Annotated in this window: 22 protein-coding genes; all 22 read left to right on the top strand. The window is 33.8% G+C overall.

Annotation, left to right across the window (positions count from 1 at the left end; all coding sequences use genetic code 11):
• Positions 1–433: 433 nt before the first annotated feature.
• Complete coding sequence (locus tag DRZ96_RS09280; protein ID WP_070701964.1) at positions 434–820, top strand: Asp23/Gls24 family envelope stress response protein; 387 nt, start codon at positions 434–436, stop codon at positions 818–820.
• Positions 817–1,215: a transcription antitermination factor NusB gene (nusB, locus tag DRZ96_RS09275; RefSeq protein WP_070701963.1), complete on the top strand. Its 399-nt coding sequence runs from the start codon at positions 817–819 to the stop codon at positions 1,213–1,215. The genes DRZ96_RS09280 and nusB overlap by 4 nt, the downstream gene beginning before the upstream one ends.
• A gap of 1 nt (position 1,216) precedes the next feature.
• On the top strand, positions 1,217–2,668 hold the full coding sequence (gene xseA / locus DRZ96_RS09270; RefSeq protein WP_112890436.1) for an exodeoxyribonuclease VII large subunit: 1,452 nt from the start codon (positions 1,217–1,219) through the stop codon (positions 2,666–2,668).
• Entirely contained in the window at positions 2,669–2,893 is a 225-nt protein-coding gene (xseB, locus tag DRZ96_RS09265; protein WP_060799977.1) for an exodeoxyribonuclease VII small subunit, read from the top strand. It begins immediately after the preceding gene.
• Positions 2,877–3,734, top strand: coding sequence for a polyprenyl synthetase family protein (locus DRZ96_RS09260; RefSeq protein ID WP_112890435.1), 858 nt, complete (start codon positions 2,877–2,879; stop codon positions 3,732–3,734). The genes xseB and DRZ96_RS09260 overlap by 17 nt, the downstream gene beginning before the upstream one ends.
• The gene (locus DRZ96_RS09255; RefSeq protein WP_112890434.1) at positions 3,734–4,534 is read left to right on the top strand and encodes a TlyA family RNA methyltransferase; all 801 of its coding nucleotides are present in this window, start codon (positions 3,734–3,736) and stop codon (positions 4,532–4,534) included. The genes DRZ96_RS09260 and DRZ96_RS09255 overlap by 1 nt, the downstream gene beginning before the upstream one ends.
• Before the next feature lie 7 nt (positions 4,535–4,541).
• Entirely contained in the window at positions 4,542–5,060 is a 519-nt protein-coding gene (locus tag DRZ96_RS11765; RefSeq protein ID WP_236587195.1) for an AAA family ATPase, read from the top strand.
• A 19-nt stretch (positions 5,061–5,079) separates the two neighbouring features.
• Positions 5,080–6,204, top strand: a complete 1,125-nt coding sequence (locus tag DRZ96_RS09250) for a DNA repair protein RecN (RefSeq protein ID WP_236587194.1) — start codon at positions 5,080–5,082, stop codon at positions 6,202–6,204.
• Positions 6,205–6,717 (top strand): NUDIX hydrolase, encoded by a 513-nt coding sequence (locus tag DRZ96_RS09245; RefSeq protein WP_112890433.1) that lies wholly within the window; start codon positions 6,205–6,207, stop codon positions 6,715–6,717. It begins immediately after the preceding gene.
• Between the two features lie 31 nt (positions 6,718–6,748).
• Positions 6,749–7,549 (top strand): purine-nucleoside phosphorylase, encoded by an 801-nt coding sequence (locus tag DRZ96_RS09240; RefSeq protein WP_112890432.1) that lies wholly within the window; start codon positions 6,749–6,751, stop codon positions 7,547–7,549.
• A complete protein-coding gene (locus tag DRZ96_RS09235; RefSeq protein ID WP_112890431.1) occupies positions 7,549–8,850 on the top strand; it encodes a thymidine phosphorylase in 1,302 nt (433 codons plus the stop codon). Before DRZ96_RS09240 ends, DRZ96_RS09235 begins: the two co-directional genes overlap by 1 nt.
• A 1-nt stretch (position 8,851) precedes the next feature.
• The gene (locus tag DRZ96_RS09230; protein ID WP_112890430.1) at positions 8,852–9,484 is read left to right on the top strand and encodes a site-2 protease family protein; all 633 of its coding nucleotides are present in this window, start codon (positions 8,852–8,854) and stop codon (positions 9,482–9,484) included.
• Positions 9,463–10,209, top strand: coding sequence for a segregation and condensation protein A (locus DRZ96_RS09225; RefSeq protein ID WP_112890429.1), 747 nt, complete (start codon positions 9,463–9,465; stop codon positions 10,207–10,209). The genes DRZ96_RS09230 and DRZ96_RS09225 overlap by 22 nt, the downstream gene beginning before the upstream one ends.
• Positions 10,178–10,705, top strand: a complete 528-nt coding sequence (gene scpB, locus DRZ96_RS09220) for an SMC-Scp complex subunit ScpB (RefSeq protein ID WP_070701937.1) — start codon at positions 10,178–10,180, stop codon at positions 10,703–10,705. Before DRZ96_RS09225 ends, scpB begins: the two co-directional genes overlap by 32 nt.
• Positions 10,702–11,409, top strand: coding sequence for a pseudouridine synthase (locus DRZ96_RS09215; RefSeq protein ID WP_112890428.1), 708 nt, complete (start codon positions 10,702–10,704; stop codon positions 11,407–11,409). The genes scpB and DRZ96_RS09215 overlap by 4 nt, the downstream gene beginning before the upstream one ends.
• A complete protein-coding gene (locus DRZ96_RS09210; protein ID WP_112890427.1) occupies positions 11,406–11,960 on the top strand; it encodes a tRNA (mnm(5)s(2)U34)-methyltransferase in 555 nt (184 codons plus the stop codon). Before DRZ96_RS09215 ends, DRZ96_RS09210 begins: the two co-directional genes overlap by 4 nt.
• A complete protein-coding gene (locus DRZ96_RS09205) occupies positions 11,957–13,147 on the top strand; it encodes a BaiN/RdsA family NAD(P)/FAD-dependent oxidoreductase (RefSeq protein WP_112890426.1) in 1,191 nt (396 codons plus the stop codon). The genes DRZ96_RS09210 and DRZ96_RS09205 overlap by 4 nt, the downstream gene beginning before the upstream one ends.
• Before the next feature lie 83 nt (positions 13,148–13,230).
• Entirely contained in the window at positions 13,231–13,851 is a 621-nt protein-coding gene (gene cmk / locus DRZ96_RS09200; RefSeq protein ID WP_112890425.1) for a (d)CMP kinase, read from the top strand.
• Between the two features lie 3 nt (positions 13,852–13,854).
• Entirely contained in the window at positions 13,855–14,445 is a 591-nt protein-coding gene (locus DRZ96_RS09195) for a lysophospholipid acyltransferase family protein (RefSeq protein ID WP_112890424.1), read from the top strand.
• Complete coding sequence (locus tag DRZ96_RS09190; protein ID WP_112890423.1) at positions 14,430–16,517, top strand: bifunctional 4-hydroxy-3-methylbut-2-enyl diphosphate reductase/30S ribosomal protein S1; 2,088 nt, start codon at positions 14,430–14,432, stop codon at positions 16,515–16,517. Before DRZ96_RS09195 ends, DRZ96_RS09190 begins: the two co-directional genes overlap by 16 nt.
• A gap of 234 nt (positions 16,518–16,751) precedes the next feature.
• Complete coding sequence (locus tag DRZ96_RS09185; protein WP_112890422.1) at positions 16,752–17,357, top strand: hypothetical protein; 606 nt, start codon at positions 16,752–16,754, stop codon at positions 17,355–17,357.
• On the top strand, positions 17,348–19,567 hold the full coding sequence (locus tag DRZ96_RS09180; RefSeq protein WP_112890421.1) for a DUF3160 domain-containing protein: 2,220 nt from the start codon (positions 17,348–17,350) through the stop codon (positions 19,565–19,567). The genes DRZ96_RS09185 and DRZ96_RS09180 overlap by 10 nt, the downstream gene beginning before the upstream one ends.
• The last annotated feature ends 52 nt before the right edge of the window (positions 19,568–19,619 follow it).

Genomic DNA, 19,619 nt, shown 5'->3' with positions numbered 1-19,619 from the left:
TTTATAGGTCATATTTTTTTATCATCACCTCAATATTGTTAAAAAGCTTTTTGTTATTGGCTCACAAATTTTTACAGACTTCATAATAAATTCATACTTGCTTATTAATAAGAATTTTATAATTTTTAAAGACTTCATAATTATTTCTTGCTTACTATTTAATTACAAGCTTACAAATTTTTAAGAAGTTACAATAAAATCTTAGTCAATCTTTAATAAGGATTTTAAAAATTTTTATGGGCTCATAATAAATTTTCAATTTCGTTTTCAATTTAGTTAGTTATTTTTTAATAAATTCTTATAAAATTGCAAGCACATTTGCAAGTCTAATTTACTATTAAATATCTTCCAAAAAAAGTCATGCAAAGTGCAATAAATTGATAATATAAGAAGTATTTGGTATAATTATTTTAGTTAATTTGGAGGTGTAATAGTGGATAATAAATATCTTGTTAATGGTAATGAGGCAGAAGGTCAAGTTAAGATTTCTGAAGATGTTATCGCTACAGTTGCATCAGTTGCAGCTGAAAGTGTTGATGGTGTTGTTAAGGTTGGATCTAACTTCAAGTCTCAAGTTACTGACATTTTAAATACAAAAAATTTCAATAAGGGCGTTAGAGTCAATATTGGCGAAAAAGAAACTATTGTAGATGTATATATTACTATTGAGTACGGAATAAAAATTGTTGAAGTATCTGAAAAGGTACAAGAAGAAGTTAAGGAAGCAATTGAGAATATGACAGACTTTGATGTTGTAGAAGTCAATGTTCACATTTCAGGGATTGCTGTAAAAAATTCTGAAAAGACTGTTGTCAAATGAGTAGGAAGAGAGCAAGAATAGGGGCCATGCAGGCCCTTTTCGCCATGGATATAAATAATGACTTCTCTACTGACAAGCTAGAAGTTTTTATGGAAAACAATAACTTCCAAGGGGATGAAGTTGATTACATCAATAGGGTAGTTCCAGATATTTTGGACAAGCTTGAAGTAGTTGATGAGACAATAGAAAAAAATTTAAAGGGCTGGACTATGGCAAGACTTGCCAAGGTTGACAGGCAAATCCTTAGGGTTGCTGTCTACGAATTTCTCTACAAGGATGATATCCCTGAAGAGGTTTCTATTAATGAAGCTGTTGAAATTGCAAGACTTTATAGTTCTGACGAAGCACCTAAATTTATAAACGGAATTTTGGGAACAATTTACAGGAGTTTTTAATTTGGCAAAGTCTGCTTTTAATGTAAGTGAACTGAATAATTACATCAAAAAGCTAATCTCAATGGACTATATCCTAAGGGACATTAAGGTCACTGGGGAGATTACTAATTTAAATTACCACAAGAATGGAAATATTTATTTTTCTCTCAAGGATAAATTTGCCCGTATTGATGCTATGGCAAGCCAAGAGGATATAAAAAGTAATATATTCGATGGGGCAAAGGTTATGGCAAAGGGAACTGTCACTTACTACGATAGAAGTGGCAGGGTTTTTTTATATATTAGCCAATTAGAACTTGATGGCAAGGGCAATCTCTACCAGGAGTACCTGGATCTTAAAGAAAAACTCTCTAAGGAGGGACTTTTTGACCCTAGCCACAAGAAGAGATTAAAGAAGTATCCATCGAGGATTGGACTTATTACATCGACTAGTGGTGCAGCCATTGAGGATGTTATAAATATTTTTAGGAAACGCAATAAGACTTGTGATGTTTTTATTTATCCAAGTCTTGTTCAGGGAGCCTATGCAGCTGAAACTTTAATTTCTGGTGTGAAATATTTTAACCAAGAAGAGCCAGTAGACACAATAATTATTGCCAGAGGTGGAGGAAGCTTTGAAGACCTCTTTGTCTTTAATGATGAAGGTCTTGCAAGGGAAATTTTTGCATCAAAAATCCCAGTGATTTCTGCTGTGGGTCACGAGGTAGACTACACTATTTGTGATTTTGTAGCAGATATGAGGGCGGCAACTCCGACTAATGCAGCTGAACTTGTGACTATTAGTGAGAATGAAATTTTTTCTGAACTCGAGAAGAAAAAGTCTCAGCTAAAAAATCTCATGGATAGGAGACTTGATTTCAATAGATTAAGGCTCTTAAATCTATACAAAAATATTTCTATAAAAAACCAAGTTTATAAGATAAATGAAAGGACTAGAGACCTCTTAAGGGCTCATGTACTTTTAAATTCCTCTATAAAAAAAATTATTGAGGACCATGAGTATGACCTTCAGGAGAAAAAGTTTTATCTGGGGAATTTTAAGTTAAAAAAGTCCAAGAATCTTGAAAATTATTCCTACAGGCTAAAAAATATTTCTATAAATATAAATTCTAGGATTAACAAGGACAAAGAGAGTCTAAATTTTGATAAAAAACTCTTAAATTATTATTTTAAGACTTATGTCAATGATAATCATAGGAAAGTTAAGAGTTTTGAGAAGTTTCTTTGCTCTTATGACTTAAGTACTAGGTTAAAAAATGAAAGAAATAGGCTAAACCTATTAAAGATGGGACTTGATTCGGCCTTTGAAAAGATAAATAAGGTTGAAATCCTGACAGAAGATGGAAAAAGTCTTAAGTCTGCAAGAGAAGCAAGACCGGGAGATCTTATTTCTTTAAAATTTAAGGATGGCCAAGTAGAATCCAAGGTTCAAAAAGTGGAAGTGAGGGATTAAATGGAAAGAGATTATGAAAGTTCCTTTAGGGAGCTTGAAAATATAATAAGGGAACTTGAGTCTAAGGACATTAGTCTCGAAGATTCCATAAAAAAATACGAAAAGGGAATTGAGCTTTATAAGTACTTAAACAATACCTTAAAGGCCTACGAGGGCAAGATTAAAACTATTGCAGAAGAAAATTCAGAATTTATTGAGGACAAAAAAGATGAGAGATTTCGATAATTTGCTAGAAAAATTTAATAATTATTTGAGCTCCTTACTTGAGTACGACAACAGTCCCCAACACAAGGTTATTGACTCTATTAAGTATTCCTTGTTTTCTGGTGGTAAAAGGATAAGACCCCTTTTTTGTTTAATAAGTTTTTGTGAATTTTCAGATGAATCTTTGGATAAAATACTACCTTTTGCAGCTGCAATTGAAATGATTCACACTTATTCACTTGTTCACGATGATCTGCCAGCTATGGATGATGATGACTTTAGAAGAGATAAGCCAACTAACCACAAGGTTTATTCTGAAGGGATTGCGATCCTTGCTGGCGATGGACTTCTAAATATGTCTATGGAAATTCTCTTAAGACATATTGAAAATATTGAAGATCCTGAAGACTTAAAGCGTGCTATGAGGGCCATGAAATATATCTACAACGCTACAGGTGTTAATGGGATGATTGGTGGTCAAACTATTGATATTGACAGAGACGTTTCAGATTACACAGAGGATGACTGCGAAAATATGTATAAGCTAAAGACTGGAGCCCTAATTAAGGCATCAGTTGTAGTTGGAGGTATTGTAGCAGGTCTTGATCCAGACAACATTACTAAGCTTGCAAAGTTTGGTGAATACATTGGTATTGCCTACCAATTTGAAGATGATCTCTTAGATGAAGAAAAGGACCCAGACAGTGGCGAAATCAACATGCTCCTATTTAAGGACAAGGAAGACCTTCAAAATGAAATTATCGACTTAACTAATGGAGCCTATGATGCCCTAGATGGTCTTGAACTTAAAGAGGATGCATTAAAATCTTTTGCAGCCAAATTAGTAAATAGGAGTAGGTAATGGCAAAAAAACGAGCAGATGTCTTATTAGTTGAAAAGGGCCTAATTGATTCAAGAGAAAAGGCCAAGAGACTAATAATGGAAGGCAAGGTTTTTATTGGAACAGATAGGGTGGAAAAACCTGGAACTCAACTTAAAGAAGAAGAAAAAATCTACATTAAGGGACTTGAAGACTCCTTTGTATCTCGCGGTGGCCACAAGCTTGAGAAGATGATTGATGACTATGAAATTGACCTTAGAGATGCAGTTTGTGTGGATATAGGTGCATCAACTGGGGGCTTTACCCACTGCATGTTAAAGCACGGAGCCAAAAAAGTTTACGCCATAGATGTTGGCTACAACCAACTTGACTACAAGCTTAGGATGGATGAAAGAGTTGTATCTCTTGAGAGGACTAACATTAGGTATTTTGACAAGGGAATAATCGAAGAAGATGTTTCCTTTATTTCTATTGATGTCTCCTTTATTTCACTTGAACTTGTTCTTCCTGTTGCCAAGGACATCTTGGGACCGGAAGGTGAAATTGTTGCCCTTGTAAAGCCACAATTTGAAGCTGGCAAGGGAAAAGTTGGCAAGGGTGGAATCGTAAGAGACAAAAAAGTACATATTGAGGTTATAGAAAAAATAATTGACCTTGCAGGAGAACTAGGCCTTAATATAAAGGCTTTGACAAATTCTCCAATTAAGGGAACAAGTGGAAACATAGAATTTTTAATATACTTGTCAAATTACGGAGAATCTTCCGAAACTTTTGATGCAAAAGAAATTGTAAATAAGGCTTATGAAAATTTAAATGATTAGGTGAAATATGCTTTTAGAGTTAAATATCGAGAATTTTGCAATAATTGAAAATATGAAAATAGAATTTGAATCTGGTCTCAATGTTTTAACAGGAGAAACAGGTTCAGGTAAGTCAATTATTATCGACTCCCTTGGTCTTGTCCTTGGTCAAAGGGCCAACAAGGATATTATAAAGAAAGGTAAGGACAGGGCCTTTATTGAGGCAGTTTTTTCTTCTTATGATGAAGAAACTAAGAACCTTCTTCTTGAATATGGAATTGATTCAGGAGATTTAGTTGTTGTTTCAAAGGAGATTCGTGAAAAGGGACCAAGCATTACTAGGGTCAACAACAGGACTGTTACATCTCAAATTTTATCAAAAATCTCCAGCCATCTTATCGATATTTTTGCTCAGCATGAATCTATTTCCCTAATGGACAACAAAAATCAATTGAAGTTGATCGATGACTTTTCAGGCAAGGGTCAGAGACAACTACTTGATGATTTAAAAGAACTTGTAGAAAAAAATAAATTCTTTAAAAAATGAATATAATGAAAAGTCCAATATGGAACAAAATAAAGACAGGGAAATTGACCTTCTTGAGTACCAAATAAAAGAAATTGAAGATGCAGGTCTGAGTGACTATGACGATGAAGAACTTTATGATGACTTCAATGCCCTAAACAATATGACAGACACTTTGATAAAATTATCTGAAGCTAAGTCTTTAATAAATGAAGGCTACGAGACAAGTTCTCTTGAAGACATTTTGGACAGGGTGATTGCCAATGTGGTTGACGTCACAAGCTACAACAAGGACTTAAAAGAAATGGAAGAAAACCTAGAGGATATAAGATTTAGGATATCTGATATTGCAAAGGACCTTGACAGGTATATAAATACTAGTGAAATTGACGAGGAAAGATTACAATTTTTAAAAGAAAGAATAGACCTTGTAAACAATTTAAAATTAAAGTATGGAAATAATGTTAAGGCTATAACTATCTTCTTCGATGAAATAAGCGAGAGACTTAGATTTTTGCAAAACTTTGAAGATAATTTAAATAAACTTTTAAAGAAAATCAAAGAAAAAGAGAAGGAAGCCTTAATACTTGCGGAAAAAATTAGCCAAAATAGGAAAAAGACTGCAAGGATTCTCGAGAAAAAAGTTGAAGAAGAGATCAACAAGTTAAATATTAAAGACGCTAAGTTTAAGATTGATATAAAAGAAAAAGACCTTTCCTTTGATGGGATTGACAAGATTGAATTCTTAATCGCGCCCAACCTTGGCCAAGATCTTATGCCAATGGCAAAGGTGGCATCTGGTGGTGAAATGTCAAGAATTATGCTTGGCTTTAAGTCCATAATTGCAGAAAAGGACAATATCCCTACACTTGTGTTTGATGAGATAGATACGGGTATAAGTGGAAAGACAGCTCAAATAGTTGGAAACAAGATAAAGGAAGTTTCAAAAGATAGACAAGTTATAGTAATTTCTCACTTGCCACAAATTGTTGCCCTTGCGGACACGCACTTTGCAATAAAAAAAGATGTGGTTAACAATAGCACAATTTCTACAATTGACAAATTAAGCTACGACGAGAGAGTTAATGAAGTTGCTAGATTAATTGGCGGTATGAATATAAGTGAAATTGCAATTGAAACTGCAAAGGAAATGATTGGTGATTAAATGACAAATTCAAATTATGAAGAAAGAACTATGAAATCAACAAAAATCTTTGACGGTAAGGTCCTGCAACTAAGGGTTGATACTGTTGAGATGGAGGGACAAAAGTACACTAAGAGAGAAATAGTGGAAAGACAGCCTTCTGTGGGCATAGTTGCCATAACTGAAGAAGATGAAATTATACTTATAAAACAATATAGGAAGGCTATTGATAAGGAGATCTACGAAATACCAGCTGGTATGGTTGATTTTGGAGAGGAACCTCAAAAGGCTGCCTTAAGAGAACTCAAAGAAGAAACTGGCTATGATGCCAAGAAGTCTGACTATCTTGCAGAAATTTATTCTTCTCCAGGTTTTACTAATGAAAAATTATTTATTTTTTATGCAGAAGACTTGACTTTAGGCGACCAAGACCTTGATGAGTTTGAGCATCTTTCTGTTGAAAAAATAAAATTTGAGGAAGCCTTAAAACTTGTTAGCTTAGGAGAGATAAACGACTCAAAAAGTGTGGCATGAATTCTTTACTACAATAACTTTAGGAGGAACAATGAATAAATCGATTGACTATATAAAAGGAAAAATAAAAAATCAGCCTGAAATTGGAATTGTATTGGGATCTGGCCTAGGTGATTTTGCCGATTCCATTGAAGATAAAATCGAGATTCCTTATACAGAAATTCCTGGTTTTCCAGTTTCTACAGTTAAGGGACATGATGGTAAACTAATTTTTGGAAAAATTAATTCAAAAGAAGTTTGCGTAATGAAGGGAAGAATTCACTACTACGAAGGTTATGATATCAAGGAAGTTGTTTATCCAATAGAAGTTCTTGCAGGTCTAGGAATAAAAACTCTAATCCTAACAAACGCAGCAGGTGGAGTTAACACTGACTTTGAACCAGCAGATCTTATGATTATAAATGATCACATTAACCTAATGGGTAAGAATCCGCTTATTGGACCAAATGATGAAGACCTTGGACCAAGATTTCCTGACATGACAGATCTTTATAACAAAGACCTCATTGAAGTTGCGGAAAAGTCTGCAAAAAAACTTGGCATTGATATTCAAGAGGGAGTTTACATGTACTTCACAGGACCATCTTACGAAACTGCAGCTGAAGTAAGAATGGCAAGGATACTTGGAGCTGATGCTGTTGGTATGAGTACTGTACCTGAAGCGATTATTGCAAGACACAGGGGCCTAAAAATCCTAGGTATTTCAACTATAACAAATATGTCTACAGGCATATTAGACACTCCTCTTGACCACACAGAAGTTGTAGAAGTTGGCCAAGAAGTCGCAGGTAAATTTAAAGAACTATTAAAAGAAATAATCGAGGAAATTTAATGAATTTTTTAGATATTATTCAAAAGAAAAAAGAAAATAAAGTTTTAAATCAAAATGAAATAGAATTTTTTGTAGAAAATTATGTAAAGGGAGAAATTCCTGATTACCAAGTTTCTGCATTTTTAATGGCTATTTATTTTAATAAGTTGAATTTAGATGAAACATACTATCTTACAAAGGCAATGATTGACTCAGGAGAAACTGTAGATTTATCAGAAGTTCCTGGATCAAAAGTTGACAAGCACTCAACAGGTGGGGTTGGAGACACAGTAACCTTAGTCTTAGGACCTTTACTTGCATCAGTGGGGCTTGTTTTTGCAAAGATGAGTGGAAGAGGACTTGGTCACACAGGCGGAACGCTTGACAAATTAGAAGCAATTCCTGGCTTTGCCATAAATATTGGTGGAAGAGATTTTATTGAAATCCTAAAAAAATCCAATATTGCAGTAATTGGTCAAACAGAAAACATCGTTCCTGCAGACAAACTTCTCTATGCCCTAAGGGATGCAACGGCAACTGTAGACAATGTCAGCCTAATAGCATCATCTATTCTTTCAAAGAAGATTGCCCTAGGTACAGATGCCCTAGTCCTAGATGTTAAGGTTGGAAATGGTGCCTTTATGAAGGACGTTCCATCAGCAGTAGAATTATCAAAATTAATGGTAGAGCTAGGCAAAAAATTCGGACGTAATACTAAGGCAATTATAACTTCTATGGAAGAACCTCTTGGAGATGCCATAGGTAACAGCCTAGAAGTTATTGAAGCTATAAATATCCTAAAGGGAAAAAAGGAAGGTCATCTAAAAGATATTGCTTTAAGAATTGGAGCTAAACTAATGATGATGGAAGGAATTTCATCTTCTGAAGAAGAGGCAATAAAAGTTCTTGAAGGTAAAATAAGTGATGGATCTGCAATTGAAAAGTTCAAAGAAATGGTTGAACTACAAGGTGGAGACAAGACTTACATCGATGATACAGACAAGTTTAAAAAATCTTCAATTATTAAAGAAATTTATGCAGAAGAGTCTGGCTATGTAAAGTCCATTGAGGCAATTGAAATTGGAATAGCATCAAGAGACTTGGGAGCTGGAAGACACAAGAAAGATGATGTGCTTGACCTAAGCGCAGGAATTTACCTTCACAAAAAAATTGGAGACCTTGTAGAAAAGGGCGATAAACTTGCGACAATTTACACTGAAAAGGAAAATGAAGTTGAGGGAGCAATTAAGAGAATTAAGGCTGCCTATGCTTTTTCTGATATAAAGGAAGATTACAAATTAATTATAGAAGAGATTGATTGAGATGAATAACTTAGATATTGTATCAATACTAATAAATATTGTTGCCCTAATGGTGGCAATAATTCCTCACGAGATAGCTCACGGTTACGTGGCCTATCTCTGTGGTGATACAACTGCAAAGGATGACGGAAGACTTAGCTTAAACCCACTGCATCACATTGACCCTGTGGGTTTAATTTCTATGGTTATTTTTAGGTTTGGCTGGGCAAAGGCCGTGCCTATTAATCCTTATAGATTTAAAGGAAATAGGAAAGTAGCATCACTTTTAGTTTCTCTTGCAGGAGTCTTCACAAATTTTGTTCTTGGACTAATTTCTGGAATAATTTTAGTCTACTTAAATTACAAGTCATCTGCCTTGGTGCCTCTTTTCACATCAATCTTTTGGTACAATATTATGCTTGGAGTCTTTAATCTTGTGCCTCTTCCACCACTTGATGGGTCAAAGGTCTTGGCGACATTTTTGCCAGAAAATTTAGAATACAAGTTTTATAAGTATGAAAAATATTTTTATTTTGTATTAGTTATAATGATTTTTTCTGGACTTGTTGACAAATTTATTGGACCAATTGTCTATGGAATAATCAATGGAATTATTTCTTTAGGAATTAATTTATGGAATACAATATTGTTTTAAAAACTTATGAAGGTCCAATGGATCTTCTTTTAGATTTAATAAAAGAAAATGAAATAGATATTTACGACATACCGATTTTTAAAATTACTGAAGAATTTTTAAAATACATTGAGAACATGAAGAAGTTAAACCTAACTCTCACTTCAGATTTTATTTTAATGGCTTCAACTCTTTTGGAGATAAAGTCAAAGATGCTCCTTCCAAAGAAGGAGGAGCTTGATGAAGATGGGGAGGTTGAAGATGACCCGAGGCAAGATTTGGTGGAGAGTCTCTTGGAATATAAAAGGTATAAGGAAGCTTCAGAAATTTTAAAAGTTCAGGAAGAATATGAGTCAAAGTCCTTTTATAAGCTTAGGACAGAAATATTTTCCATGAATGAGCTGGACTTTTTAAAGGATTCTAACGTTGATAAACTTTCCCTTGCTTTTTTTAATATTTTAAAAAGATATAAGGACAAGGAAGTTGTGGGAATTGAAAGAGAATATTTCAAGGTGGAAGATGCTGCCAGAAAGATTAAACTTGCCCTCCACAAGAATAAGGAGATAAAATTTAGCGATTTGCTTCATGATATAGTTTACAAGGTGGATGTCATCACTTATTTTTTGGGAATGTTGGAACTTATTAAGAATGAATATATTTATGCAGATCAAAGTGATAATTTTGCAGATATTTTAATAAAAGAGAGAGAGTACAATGGACAGGAACAGGCTGAAATCAATAATTGAATCAATTCTTTTCATCTGGGGCGATCCCATAAGCTTAGAGGATCTTGCATCTACCTTAGAACTTAGGAAGGACTATGCGAGAGAAATTCTTTTGGAGATGAAAGAAAATTATAAGGACGAGACATCGGGCCTAAGGCTTAGGGAAGTTGACGGGAAGTTTCAACTGGGAACTAAGCAAGAAAATGAGCCCTACTTAAAAAACTTGATACAAGAAAAAAATGAAAAAAATCTTTCAAAGCCTGCCCTTGAGACTCTTTCTATTATTGCCTACAAGCAGCCAGTGACAAAGTTAGAGGTAGAAGAACTAAGGGGAGTTAACTGCGACTCAACTATTAAGGGACTTTTGGATTTTGATTTAATAGAAATTTCTGGCAAATTAGATAGGATTGGTCACCCTAATCTCTATTCAACAACAGAAAAATTTCTACAAAAATTTGGGATGGAAAACTTGGAAGAGCTACCTGACTTAAAGGAATTAGAGGAGGAATCTAATTGAGATTACAAAAATATATGGCTCATTGTGGAGCTGCATCGAGAAGAAAGTGCGAAGAATTTATAAAGCAGGGACTTGTTAGAGTTAACGACAAGGTTGTGACAGAACTTGGAACAAAGGTTGATCCCAACGTAGATAGGGTTTACCTCGATGGAAAAAGATTAACACTTGAAGGCAAAAAAGTTTATATGATTTTAAATAAGCCCATAGGAGTTGTAACTTCTGCATCAGATGAAAAAGACAGGCCAACTGTCACTGATCTTGTGCCCGATGATTACAGGGTTTACCCAGTGGGAAGGCTTGATATTGACACAACTGGCCTAGTTTTTCTAACAAATGACGGTCAACTTGCAAATATCATGATGCACCCAAGATATAAAATTGGGAAAAAATATATTGTAACTGTTGAGGGGACTCCCAATGCCCGTGAGCTTTCTCTCTTAAGAGAAGGTCTTGACATTAGGGACTTAAAAACTTCTCCAGCAAATTTAAAAATTTTAAAATCCTTCAAGCAAGATTCCATTCTTGAAATAGAAATTTTTGAAGGACAAAACCATCAAGTTAAGAGGATGTTTGATTATATTGGCCATAAGGTTAAGAAGCTAAAGAGAATTTCCATGGGAGAAATCCAGCTCTTAGACCTTGAGCCAGGCAACTACAGATATCTAAATGAAAAAGAAGTTAAATATCTAAAGGGATTAAAATGATAGTGAAAGAAAAGTATTATGAGATAGTGGATGAAGTCCTATCTCATAATTTTTTAGGAAAAATTGCAGTTGATGCAACTGTTGGCAAGGGCAATGACACATTGAAGCTCTTAGAAGCTGTTGGACAAAATGGATTTGTCTATGGATTTGACGTCCAAGAGGAGGCCATTAATAAGACTAAAGGATTATTAAAAGATTATAAAAATTTTGAATTATTTTTGGACTCCCATGCAAATATTGATAGACTAAAGAGTTTTGACCTGGTAATTTATAATTTAGGATTTTTGCCAGGTTCTGATAAAAAGATTACAACTTTAAGAGACTCAACTATTGAGTCACTGAAAAAGACAACAGACAGAATAAATGAAGCTGGAATAATAATTGTAGTTTCATACTTGGGTCACGAAAACTCTTTTGAAGAGAGAGAAGGCGTCGATGAATTTTTAAAAACTCTTGATCAAAAAATTTTTAAAGTAGAGAAGAGAGAATTCTATAATCAAAAACACAATCCACCCATTGTTTACTTAATCGAAAAGAAGGTGACTAGATGAGAATTGGAATTATAGGAGGAGGACCAGCCGGCATGATGTGTGCCATTAAGGCAGGAGAAAATCATGAAGTTGTCCTCTTTGAAAAAAATGAAAAACTTGGCAAAAAACTATTTATCACTGGCAAGGGAAGGTGCAATCTAACAAACTACACAGACGAAAAAGATTTTATGAAAAATCTTGTGAGAAACCCTTCCTTTATGTTCTCATCAATTTATTCTTTTTCACCATTCACAACTTATTACTACTTTGAAGACCTAGGCCTGCCACTAAAAGTTGAAAGAGGGAACAGGGTCTTCCCAGCAAGTGACAAATCATCTGATGTCATCAAGGCCTATGAGAAAAAGCTTAGACAAGTTGGGGTTGAAGTTAGACTTAATACAGAAGTTACGTCCATAAAAAAAGATGGAGAGACCTTTATCTTAAATGACAGAGAAAAATTTGATAAGGTGGTAATTGCAAGTGGCGGTATCTCTTATAAACTCACAGGGTCAACTGGGGACGGCTACAAATTTGGAAAAGAGTTTGGTCATAAAATCATTGAGCCCAAGCCAGGACTAATTGGAATTAATCTCTCAAATAATTTTGAACTAGCAGGACTTAGCCTAAAAAATGTTGAATTAAGAGTTGAGAAAGATAAAAAAGTTATTTCTAGAGAATTTGGTGAGATGCTCTTCACTCACAGGGGAATATCAGGTCCCATTGTCCTAACGACTTCAAGCAAAATTAATAGACTTAATGATTTTGAACTTTATCTGGACTTAAAGCCAGCCCTTTCAAAAGAAAAGTTGGATAATAGGATCTTGAGAGATTTTGAAGATAATCAAAATAAAAATATTGAAAATGTGATAAGAAATCTTCTTCCAAGAGATTTGATTGCTTATGTTCTTGATTCTGCAAAAATTCCTGGAGACAAAAAGATAAATCAAATTACAAAAGAAGAAAGAGAAGAGCTTGTAAAGACAATTAAAAACTTTAAATTAATTTTTGCTAGTCTCGATGATATTGACAGGGCAATAGTAACTAGTGGCGGAATAGACGTTAAGGATATTGACCCAAAGACTATGGAGTCAAAACTTGTTAAAGGCTTATACTTTATTGGTGAAGTCATAGATATCGATGGACTAACAGGTGGATTTAATATTCAAATTGCAAATTCAACTGGCTACTCCTGCGGCATCAATCTCTAAGCCTTTACTTATTTTCAAAAATAAAATATAATAACAATGATAAGAGTCACTACGCTAAGTAGTGATTTTTTTTGGAGGTAAAAATGAAAATTGCAATAGATGGACCAGCAGGCTCAGGGAAAAGTTCTCTTGCAAAGGAAATTGCAAAGAGACTTGGGGTCTTATACGTTGACACAGGAGCTATGTATAGGGCTATTACCCTTAAGCTTCTAAAGGAAGATGAGTCTTCTTATGAAGATATTCTTAAAAACACAAAAATATCTTTTGAGGGAGATAAAATTTTTCTTGATGGAAGAGATGTCTCAAAGGAAATAAGAGAAAATGAAATTTCTAACAAGACTTCAGAGATGTCCAAAAAGAAAATTATTAGAGACTATCTCGTGAAGATGCAAAGAGAAATTGCAAGTGACAAGGACGTTGTCATGGAGGGAAGAGATATTGGCTCAGTTGTATTAAAAGACGCTGAATACAAGTTTTTCTTAACTGCTGATGTCAAGACTCGTGCCATGAGAAGGTATAAGCAAATTGATGACGACAAGGTATCTTTTGATGAAATTTTAGAGGACTTAAAAGTGAGAGATTATAATGACTCTCACAGGGAAAATTCTCCACTTATTCAAACAGAAGATGCAATTTTAATTGACAGTACAGACTTAAATGCTGAAGAGACAATTGAAAAAATAATTTCTTATATAAAAAGGTGACGTATGTTTTACTTTGCTGTTAGAGGTATTGTGGGATTTTTTATGAGACACATATATAGACTTGAAGTCCATGGAAGAGAAAATATTCCACAAGATTCTGAAAGATTAATAATTTGTGGAAATCACAAGAGCAACCTAGATCCAGTGGCTATTTCAGCAATTTTTGAAAGACAAATTTTTTGGATGGCGAAGAAGGAACTATTCGAAAATAAATTTTTTGGAGGTTTTTTAACTAAGCTTGGAGCCTTTCCCATTGATAGACAAGGGAATGACCTAGCAGCCATAAAAAAATCCCTAAAAATTTTAAAAAATGAAGATGTTCTTGGAATCTTTCCTGAAGGAACTAGGGTAAAGGAAGCTGACTACACGAGAATAAAATCTGGCATAGCCCTTATTGCGCAAAAGACAAATTCAAGAGTCCTTCCAGTTTATATTGAGGGAGACTACAAGCCCTTTAGGAAGACTAGGATTTATTTTAGGGAGCCTGTAAAAATTAATAAGGAAATAAAATATTCTCCAGGGGAGCTTGAAAATATTTCCCAAGACATAATGAGAATAGTGTATGGTGATGAAGTTAAATGGAAATTATTGTAGCTAATAAGCATGGATTTTGTGGCGGAGTAAAAAGAGCTGTTAAGATGGCCTTTGACAATGCAGGTGAGGGAGTCTATTCCTATGGCGACCTTGTTCACAATGAAGGAGTAGTAAAAGAACTTGAAGACTTAGGAGTTGTGACAATTGATGACACCAATGTTGAAAACTCCAAAGTTATTATAAGAAGTCACGGAGTCCACAAGAGGATTTTAGACAAATTAGAAGAAAAGAATAATGAAATAATAAATTGTGTTTGCCCTAAGGTAGAAAAAGTTTATAATATAGTAGATAATTTCTACAAAAAAGGTTATAATATAGTAATTATTGGGAATCAAGACCACCCTGAAGTGGTGGGAATAAATTCTCGATGCAATGACTCTGCAACAATTATTTCAAATTTGGAAGATATAAAAATTCCAGAGGGAAAGCTAGTTATTGTCTCACAAACTACAAATAATGTAGATTTTTTCGAAAAAGCAACAAATCTTATAAAAGATATTTCAAAAGATGAAGTTTTAGTTTATAATACTATATGTAATGCAACTTTCGAGAGACAAGAAAGTGTTAGGAATTTATCAAAAAATGTTGATGCCCTAATTGTACTTGGCGGCAAAAAATCTTCCAACACAAAAAAACTTGCAGAAATTGCGAAATTAAATTGTAAAAATGTATTTTTAATTCAGTCCATTAGAGATATTGATTTAAATATATTTAAAAAATTTAATAAAATAGGTATTACCGCCGGAGCATCCACACCGGAATCGGTAATCAAGGAGGCTGTTAGTAGGATGGAAAATTTTGACAAAGGTGAGATGATGGAAGCCATCGAAAATTCTTTTAAAAGAATTAGACGTGGCGAAGTAGTAACTGGAGAGGTTTTATATATAACTGATTCAGAAGTAATGGTTAATCTTGGATACAGATCAGATGGTATCATTTCAAGAGATGAACTTGCAGGAGGACCTGATGTAAATCCTCAAGATCTTTATGAACAAGGTCAAGAAATTGATGTTTACGTTCTAAAGATGGATGATGGAGACGGCAATGTTGTCCTTTCAACAAAAAGAGTTGCTGACATGAAGGTTTGGGATGAAGTTGAAGAACTTTATAACAACAAAGAAAACATAACAGTAACTGTTAAAAACCAAGTTAAGGGCGGACTTACTGCAGATTACAGAGGACTTAATGCATTTATACCAGCATCTCATGTTTCTGTTAGATTCCAAAAAGATTTAAGCAAATTCATTGGAGAAGAATTCGAAACTGAAATTATCGATTTTGATAAGAGAAAGAGAAGAATTGTTCTTTCAAGAAAGAATGTACTTCAAGAAGAATTAGACAAGATTCGTGATGAAGTATATGACAAGCTTGAAGAAGGAGACATTATCGAAGGAACTGTACAAAGATTAACTAACTTTGGTGCATTCGTAGATGTTGGAGGAGTAGATGGACTTATCCATATCTCTGAACTTTCTTGGAACAGAGTTAAACACCCTTCAGATGTAGTAGCACCTGGAGATGTTGTTAAGGTACAAGTTCTTAATGTAGATAAAGAAAAGAATAGAATCGCACTTGGACTAAAACAAACTATGGAAAAACCATGGGATGTATTTACAAAAGAAGTTAAAGTTGGCGACGTTGTTAAGGGTAAGGTTGTAAACCTACTTGACTTCGGTGCTTTCGTAAGACTTGAACAAGGCGTTGATGGTCTACTTCACGTTTCTCAAATCTCAAGAGAACACGTTGAAAAACCACAAGATAAACTTTCTATTGGTGAAGAAGTTACAGTTAAGGTAACTGACATTGATGAAGAAAATCAAAAGATTTCTCTTTCAATCAAGGCTCTAATTGAACCTGAAGAAAAAGAAGAAAGCGAAGAAGCTAAACCAAGAGAAAGAAAACCTAGAAGAGAAAGAAGAGCTCCAAAGAGAGAAAAGAAAATTGAAGAACCTAAACAAGATGACTTCAACATGACTATTGGAGAAATGCTAGGACTTAATTTCTCAGATGCAAATCTTGACGCTGATCTAATCGACGAAGATGCAACTGAAGAAAACACAGATAATGAATAATAATTCTTATTTGAAATTAAATATTAAGAGAATCTAAAAGAAACTCTTTAAGATATAGAAAACTCAGGAAAATTTCCTGGGTTTTTTATTTTGTAATTTTTTATAATTTAAGATTAAAAATATTTAAATAGAGTTAATCTCATAAAATTTTTGATTAAGTAAGTCTGAAAATTTTATAATAAATAAAAAAACTTTATATAAATAAACTACTAAATTAAATGATATAATAAAAGCATGAAGTACTTAATATTTTTACTTATTTTTTTGACAGGATGTAGAGGCAATGAAGCTCAAGTTATAGATAGTGCAAGCCAAGCTAATCTTTCGGCAGAAATTATTTCTCTAGATGGTGAGTATGGAAGTGAACTGAGGATTAAAAATAAAAACGAAGAATTTATTATTGATGTAAGTGATTTAAAGCCTTGGAAGATTGACTTAGCTAATGTGGATGGAGGTCCAATTGAGCTTGCACTTGGAGTTTATAAGAAGACACCTTTTGATCAAAAGTTTGCCAGGAGGTGTTTCTTATACAATATTGACTTTAAAAATCAAAAGTTAAGGCCAAAATTAAGAATTTCAAGACTATATAATCCCATTAAAGATTTTAACTTATGTGATCTTGATGGAGATGCTTACGATGAAATTATTTCCATAGAAAAAAACCTTGATGGCAATTATCTATTTGGTGTCTATGACTGGACAAATTTCGCTGTCGAGAGAAATTATGGGAGTGAAGTCTTAAAGTCTGAGCCAAAATTTTTAGACAAGGAGAAAAAAGTTGAGATAGATGGAAGCGAGAGAGAATTATATTTAGAAGGAGATGAAGTAAAATGGAAGTAAAGAAAAAAATACTTATAACTTCACTTTTGGCACTTACTCTTTTATCAGCCTGTAAAAATGATAAGGGGACTTTGCCAGAAAAGGAAACTGCAAAGATTGAACTTCAAGACACAAAATTTTTAGATGAAATGGAAAACAAAACTGCTTATATTGATTACAAACTTTCTGAGTTTACACCAAGTATTGAAGACTATAAGGTTGCTGATGATTTTTCCAATGTAGAAAATTTTTCTGACTTTGGAGATTTTACAGAAAAGCAAAAAGAATTGCTAATAAAAAATGGTTTTGTAATAACTAAGCCAAAAAATTTAGAAGACAATGAATACATGGAAGATCCTTGGAATTATGAATTTGACCAAATTCACCAAGTTTATGAAGACAATGAATATAAAGAATTAGCAAGTTTTGTGACAACTGATTCAGTAACTCACATCTTCCATATTTTCTATGATGGATTCTTGAGAAATTTGGAAAAAGAAGAGCTCTATCCAAAATCTATTAGCTTAAATCAAAGTTTGCTTGCAGAAAATATAAATCTTTATAAGGAACTTAAAAACGATAGGCTAAAAGAAATTCAAAATAGAAACATTGCCTTTATAGCAACTGGCCTTAAGCTCTTGGGAATTGAACCAGAAAACTTACCTGAAGAAGCCAAGAAAATTTATGAAGAAGAGATAAAAAAGGCAAGCACTGAAGAAATTACTTCTTCATCCGTAAGTGGAAGGGATGTAGATTTTTCACAACTTAAACCAAGAGGTCACTACACAAGAAGTGAAGAATTAAAAAAATATTTTTCAGGCACAATGTACTTTGGTCAAGTTGGACTATTTATAGAGAATGAAGGCAAGCCTGATGAAGACAGTATCTTGCAAGGACTTCTTCTAACTTATTCAATTTATAAAAATCCTGAAATTTTAAAAAATTGGGAAGACTTAGTTGAACCAATTGACTTTATGGTTGAGTCTGCTGATGACCTTTCCATAAGAGAATTTGCAAGAACACTTTATGGAGTTTATGGAAAAGATTTTGACATTAATAAACTAGATGACAATAAAAATTTAAAAGATGTCTACACAGTATTAAAGTCATATCCAGACCCACAAGTGGCAGGTTTTATGGGCAAGTCCTTTAGGTATATGCCACAAAGAGCAGTTATGGATAGCGTATTGATGCAAAATGTTGTTGATATTGCGAGCCAAAATCACCCATCTGATAGACCAATATATTCTGGCTTGGACCTTATGGCTGCCTTTGAAAATGAAAAGGCGAGAGAAATTTTAGATAATGATTCCTACAATTCTCACTGGGATAAGTACAAGGAAAAAACTGATGAAAATATTTCAAGTGTGAAGAAGATGGAAGACTTAGACTGGCAAAAAAATATGTACCGTGGATGGCTATGGATGCTAAAGTCCTATGACCAAAAATTTGGAGAGGGCTATCCAATGTTTATGAGAAATGATGCTTGGGAAAGAAAGGACCTAGTATCTGCTCTTGGTTCTTTTGCAGAGTTAAAACACGACACAGTTTTATATGGCAAGGCAGTCATGGCTGAAATGGGTGGCGGAGGAGAATTCGAAATTCCAAAATCCTATGTTGAACCAAATGTAGAACTTTACGAAAAATTAAATTGGCTACTTGAATTTACTAAGGTAAATTTAAAGAATCGAAACATGCTAAGTGAAAAGTATGAAGAAAAAATAAATAATTTCCAAGCTATGGTTATTAAATTTAGAGATATTTCAATTAAAGAACTTCAAAATGAAGAGCTTACAGAAGAAGAAATATCAGACCTATATTTCATTGGTGGAGAAATGGAAATGCTAATGGTTGACTTTGTTGAGTCCTCTGATGAATATGAAATTTCTGGCTGGTATGAAATACAAAATGCAACAGACAGGAGGATGCCAGTAGTAGTTGACCTAATGAGAGTTGTGGAAAATAGTGTGGGTCTCCCAGAAGGAGAAATTTCTCATATAGGAACAGGCAAGCCTATGGAAATTTTTGTAATCTATCCTCACCAAGATAAACTTTACATGGGTAGGGGAGCAACTTTCTCTTACTATGAATTTTTAAATAAGGAAAGACTTACTGATGAAGATTGGCAAAAGATGGTTTACGATGAAGAAACTGATTTTCCATCTTGGTATAAAGATCTTGTGACAGAAGAGAAGAAGGCCATTGAATATAATTATGACTCATATTATTGAGAAGAAATGTATTAAAAGTGATTAAAGAGGGCTAGCCCCTCTTTTTTCTTGC

Origin of the sequence: Peptoniphilus harei (genome assembly GCF_900454685.1) — a bacterium.
Taxonomy (GTDB): domain Bacteria; phylum Bacillota; class Clostridia; order Tissierellales; family Peptoniphilaceae; genus Peptoniphilus_A; species Peptoniphilus_A harei.
The sequence above is the reverse complement of the archived record's forward strand: the minus strand, read 5'-3'. Positions and strand labels throughout refer to the sequence as shown.

What these genes read in the sequence shown, in the direction of transcription:
- nusB (WP_070701963.1), top strand. Translation starts at nt 817, where the DNA reads ATGAGTAGGAAGAGAGCAAGAATAGGGGCCATGCAGGCCCTTTTCGCC.
- xseB (WP_060799977.1), top strand. Translation starts at nt 2,669, where the DNA reads ATGGAAAGAGATTATGAAAGTTCCTTTAGGGAGCTTGAAAATATAATA.
- DRZ96_RS09260 (WP_112890435.1), top strand. Translation starts at nt 2,877, where the DNA reads ATGAGAGATTTCGATAATTTGCTAGAAAAATTTAATAATTATTTGAGC.
- DRZ96_RS09255 (WP_112890434.1), top strand. Translation starts at nt 3,734, where the DNA reads ATGGCAAAAAAACGAGCAGATGTCTTATTAGTTGAAAAGGGCCTAATT.
- DRZ96_RS11765 (WP_236587195.1), top strand. Translation starts at nt 4,542, where the DNA reads ATGCTTTTAGAGTTAAATATCGAGAATTTTGCAATAATTGAAAATATG.
- DRZ96_RS09250 (WP_236587194.1), top strand. Translation starts at nt 5,080, where the DNA reads ATGGAACAAAATAAAGACAGGGAAATTGACCTTCTTGAGTACCAAATA.
- DRZ96_RS09245 (WP_112890433.1), top strand. Translation starts at nt 6,205, where the DNA reads ATGACAAATTCAAATTATGAAGAAAGAACTATGAAATCAACAAAAATC.
- DRZ96_RS09240 (WP_112890432.1), top strand. Translation starts at nt 6,749, where the DNA reads ATGAATAAATCGATTGACTATATAAAAGGAAAAATAAAAAATCAGCCT.
- DRZ96_RS09235 (WP_112890431.1), top strand. Translation starts at nt 7,549, where the DNA reads ATGAATTTTTTAGATATTATTCAAAAGAAAAAAGAAAATAAAGTTTTA.
- DRZ96_RS09230 (WP_112890430.1), top strand. Translation starts at nt 8,852, where the DNA reads ATGAATAACTTAGATATTGTATCAATACTAATAAATATTGTTGCCCTA.
- DRZ96_RS09225 (WP_112890429.1), top strand. Translation starts at nt 9,463, where the DNA reads ATGGAATACAATATTGTTTTAAAAACTTATGAAGGTCCAATGGATCTT.
- scpB (WP_070701937.1), top strand. Translation starts at nt 10,178, where the DNA reads ATGGACAGGAACAGGCTGAAATCAATAATTGAATCAATTCTTTTCATC.
- DRZ96_RS09210 (WP_112890427.1), top strand. Translation starts at nt 11,406, where the DNA reads ATGATAGTGAAAGAAAAGTATTATGAGATAGTGGATGAAGTCCTATCT.
- DRZ96_RS09205 (WP_112890426.1), top strand. Translation starts at nt 11,957, where the DNA reads ATGAGAATTGGAATTATAGGAGGAGGACCAGCCGGCATGATGTGTGCC.
- cmk (WP_112890425.1), top strand. Translation starts at nt 13,231, where the DNA reads ATGAAAATTGCAATAGATGGACCAGCAGGCTCAGGGAAAAGTTCTCTT.
- DRZ96_RS09195 (WP_112890424.1), top strand. Translation starts at nt 13,855, where the DNA reads ATGTTTTACTTTGCTGTTAGAGGTATTGTGGGATTTTTTATGAGACAC.
- DRZ96_RS09190 (WP_112890423.1), top strand. Translation starts at nt 14,430, where the DNA reads ATGGAAATTATTGTAGCTAATAAGCATGGATTTTGTGGCGGAGTAAAA.
- DRZ96_RS09185 (WP_112890422.1), top strand. Translation starts at nt 16,752, where the DNA reads ATGAAGTACTTAATATTTTTACTTATTTTTTTGACAGGATGTAGAGGC.
- DRZ96_RS09180 (WP_112890421.1), top strand. Translation starts at nt 17,348, where the DNA reads ATGGAAGTAAAGAAAAAAATACTTATAACTTCACTTTTGGCACTTACT.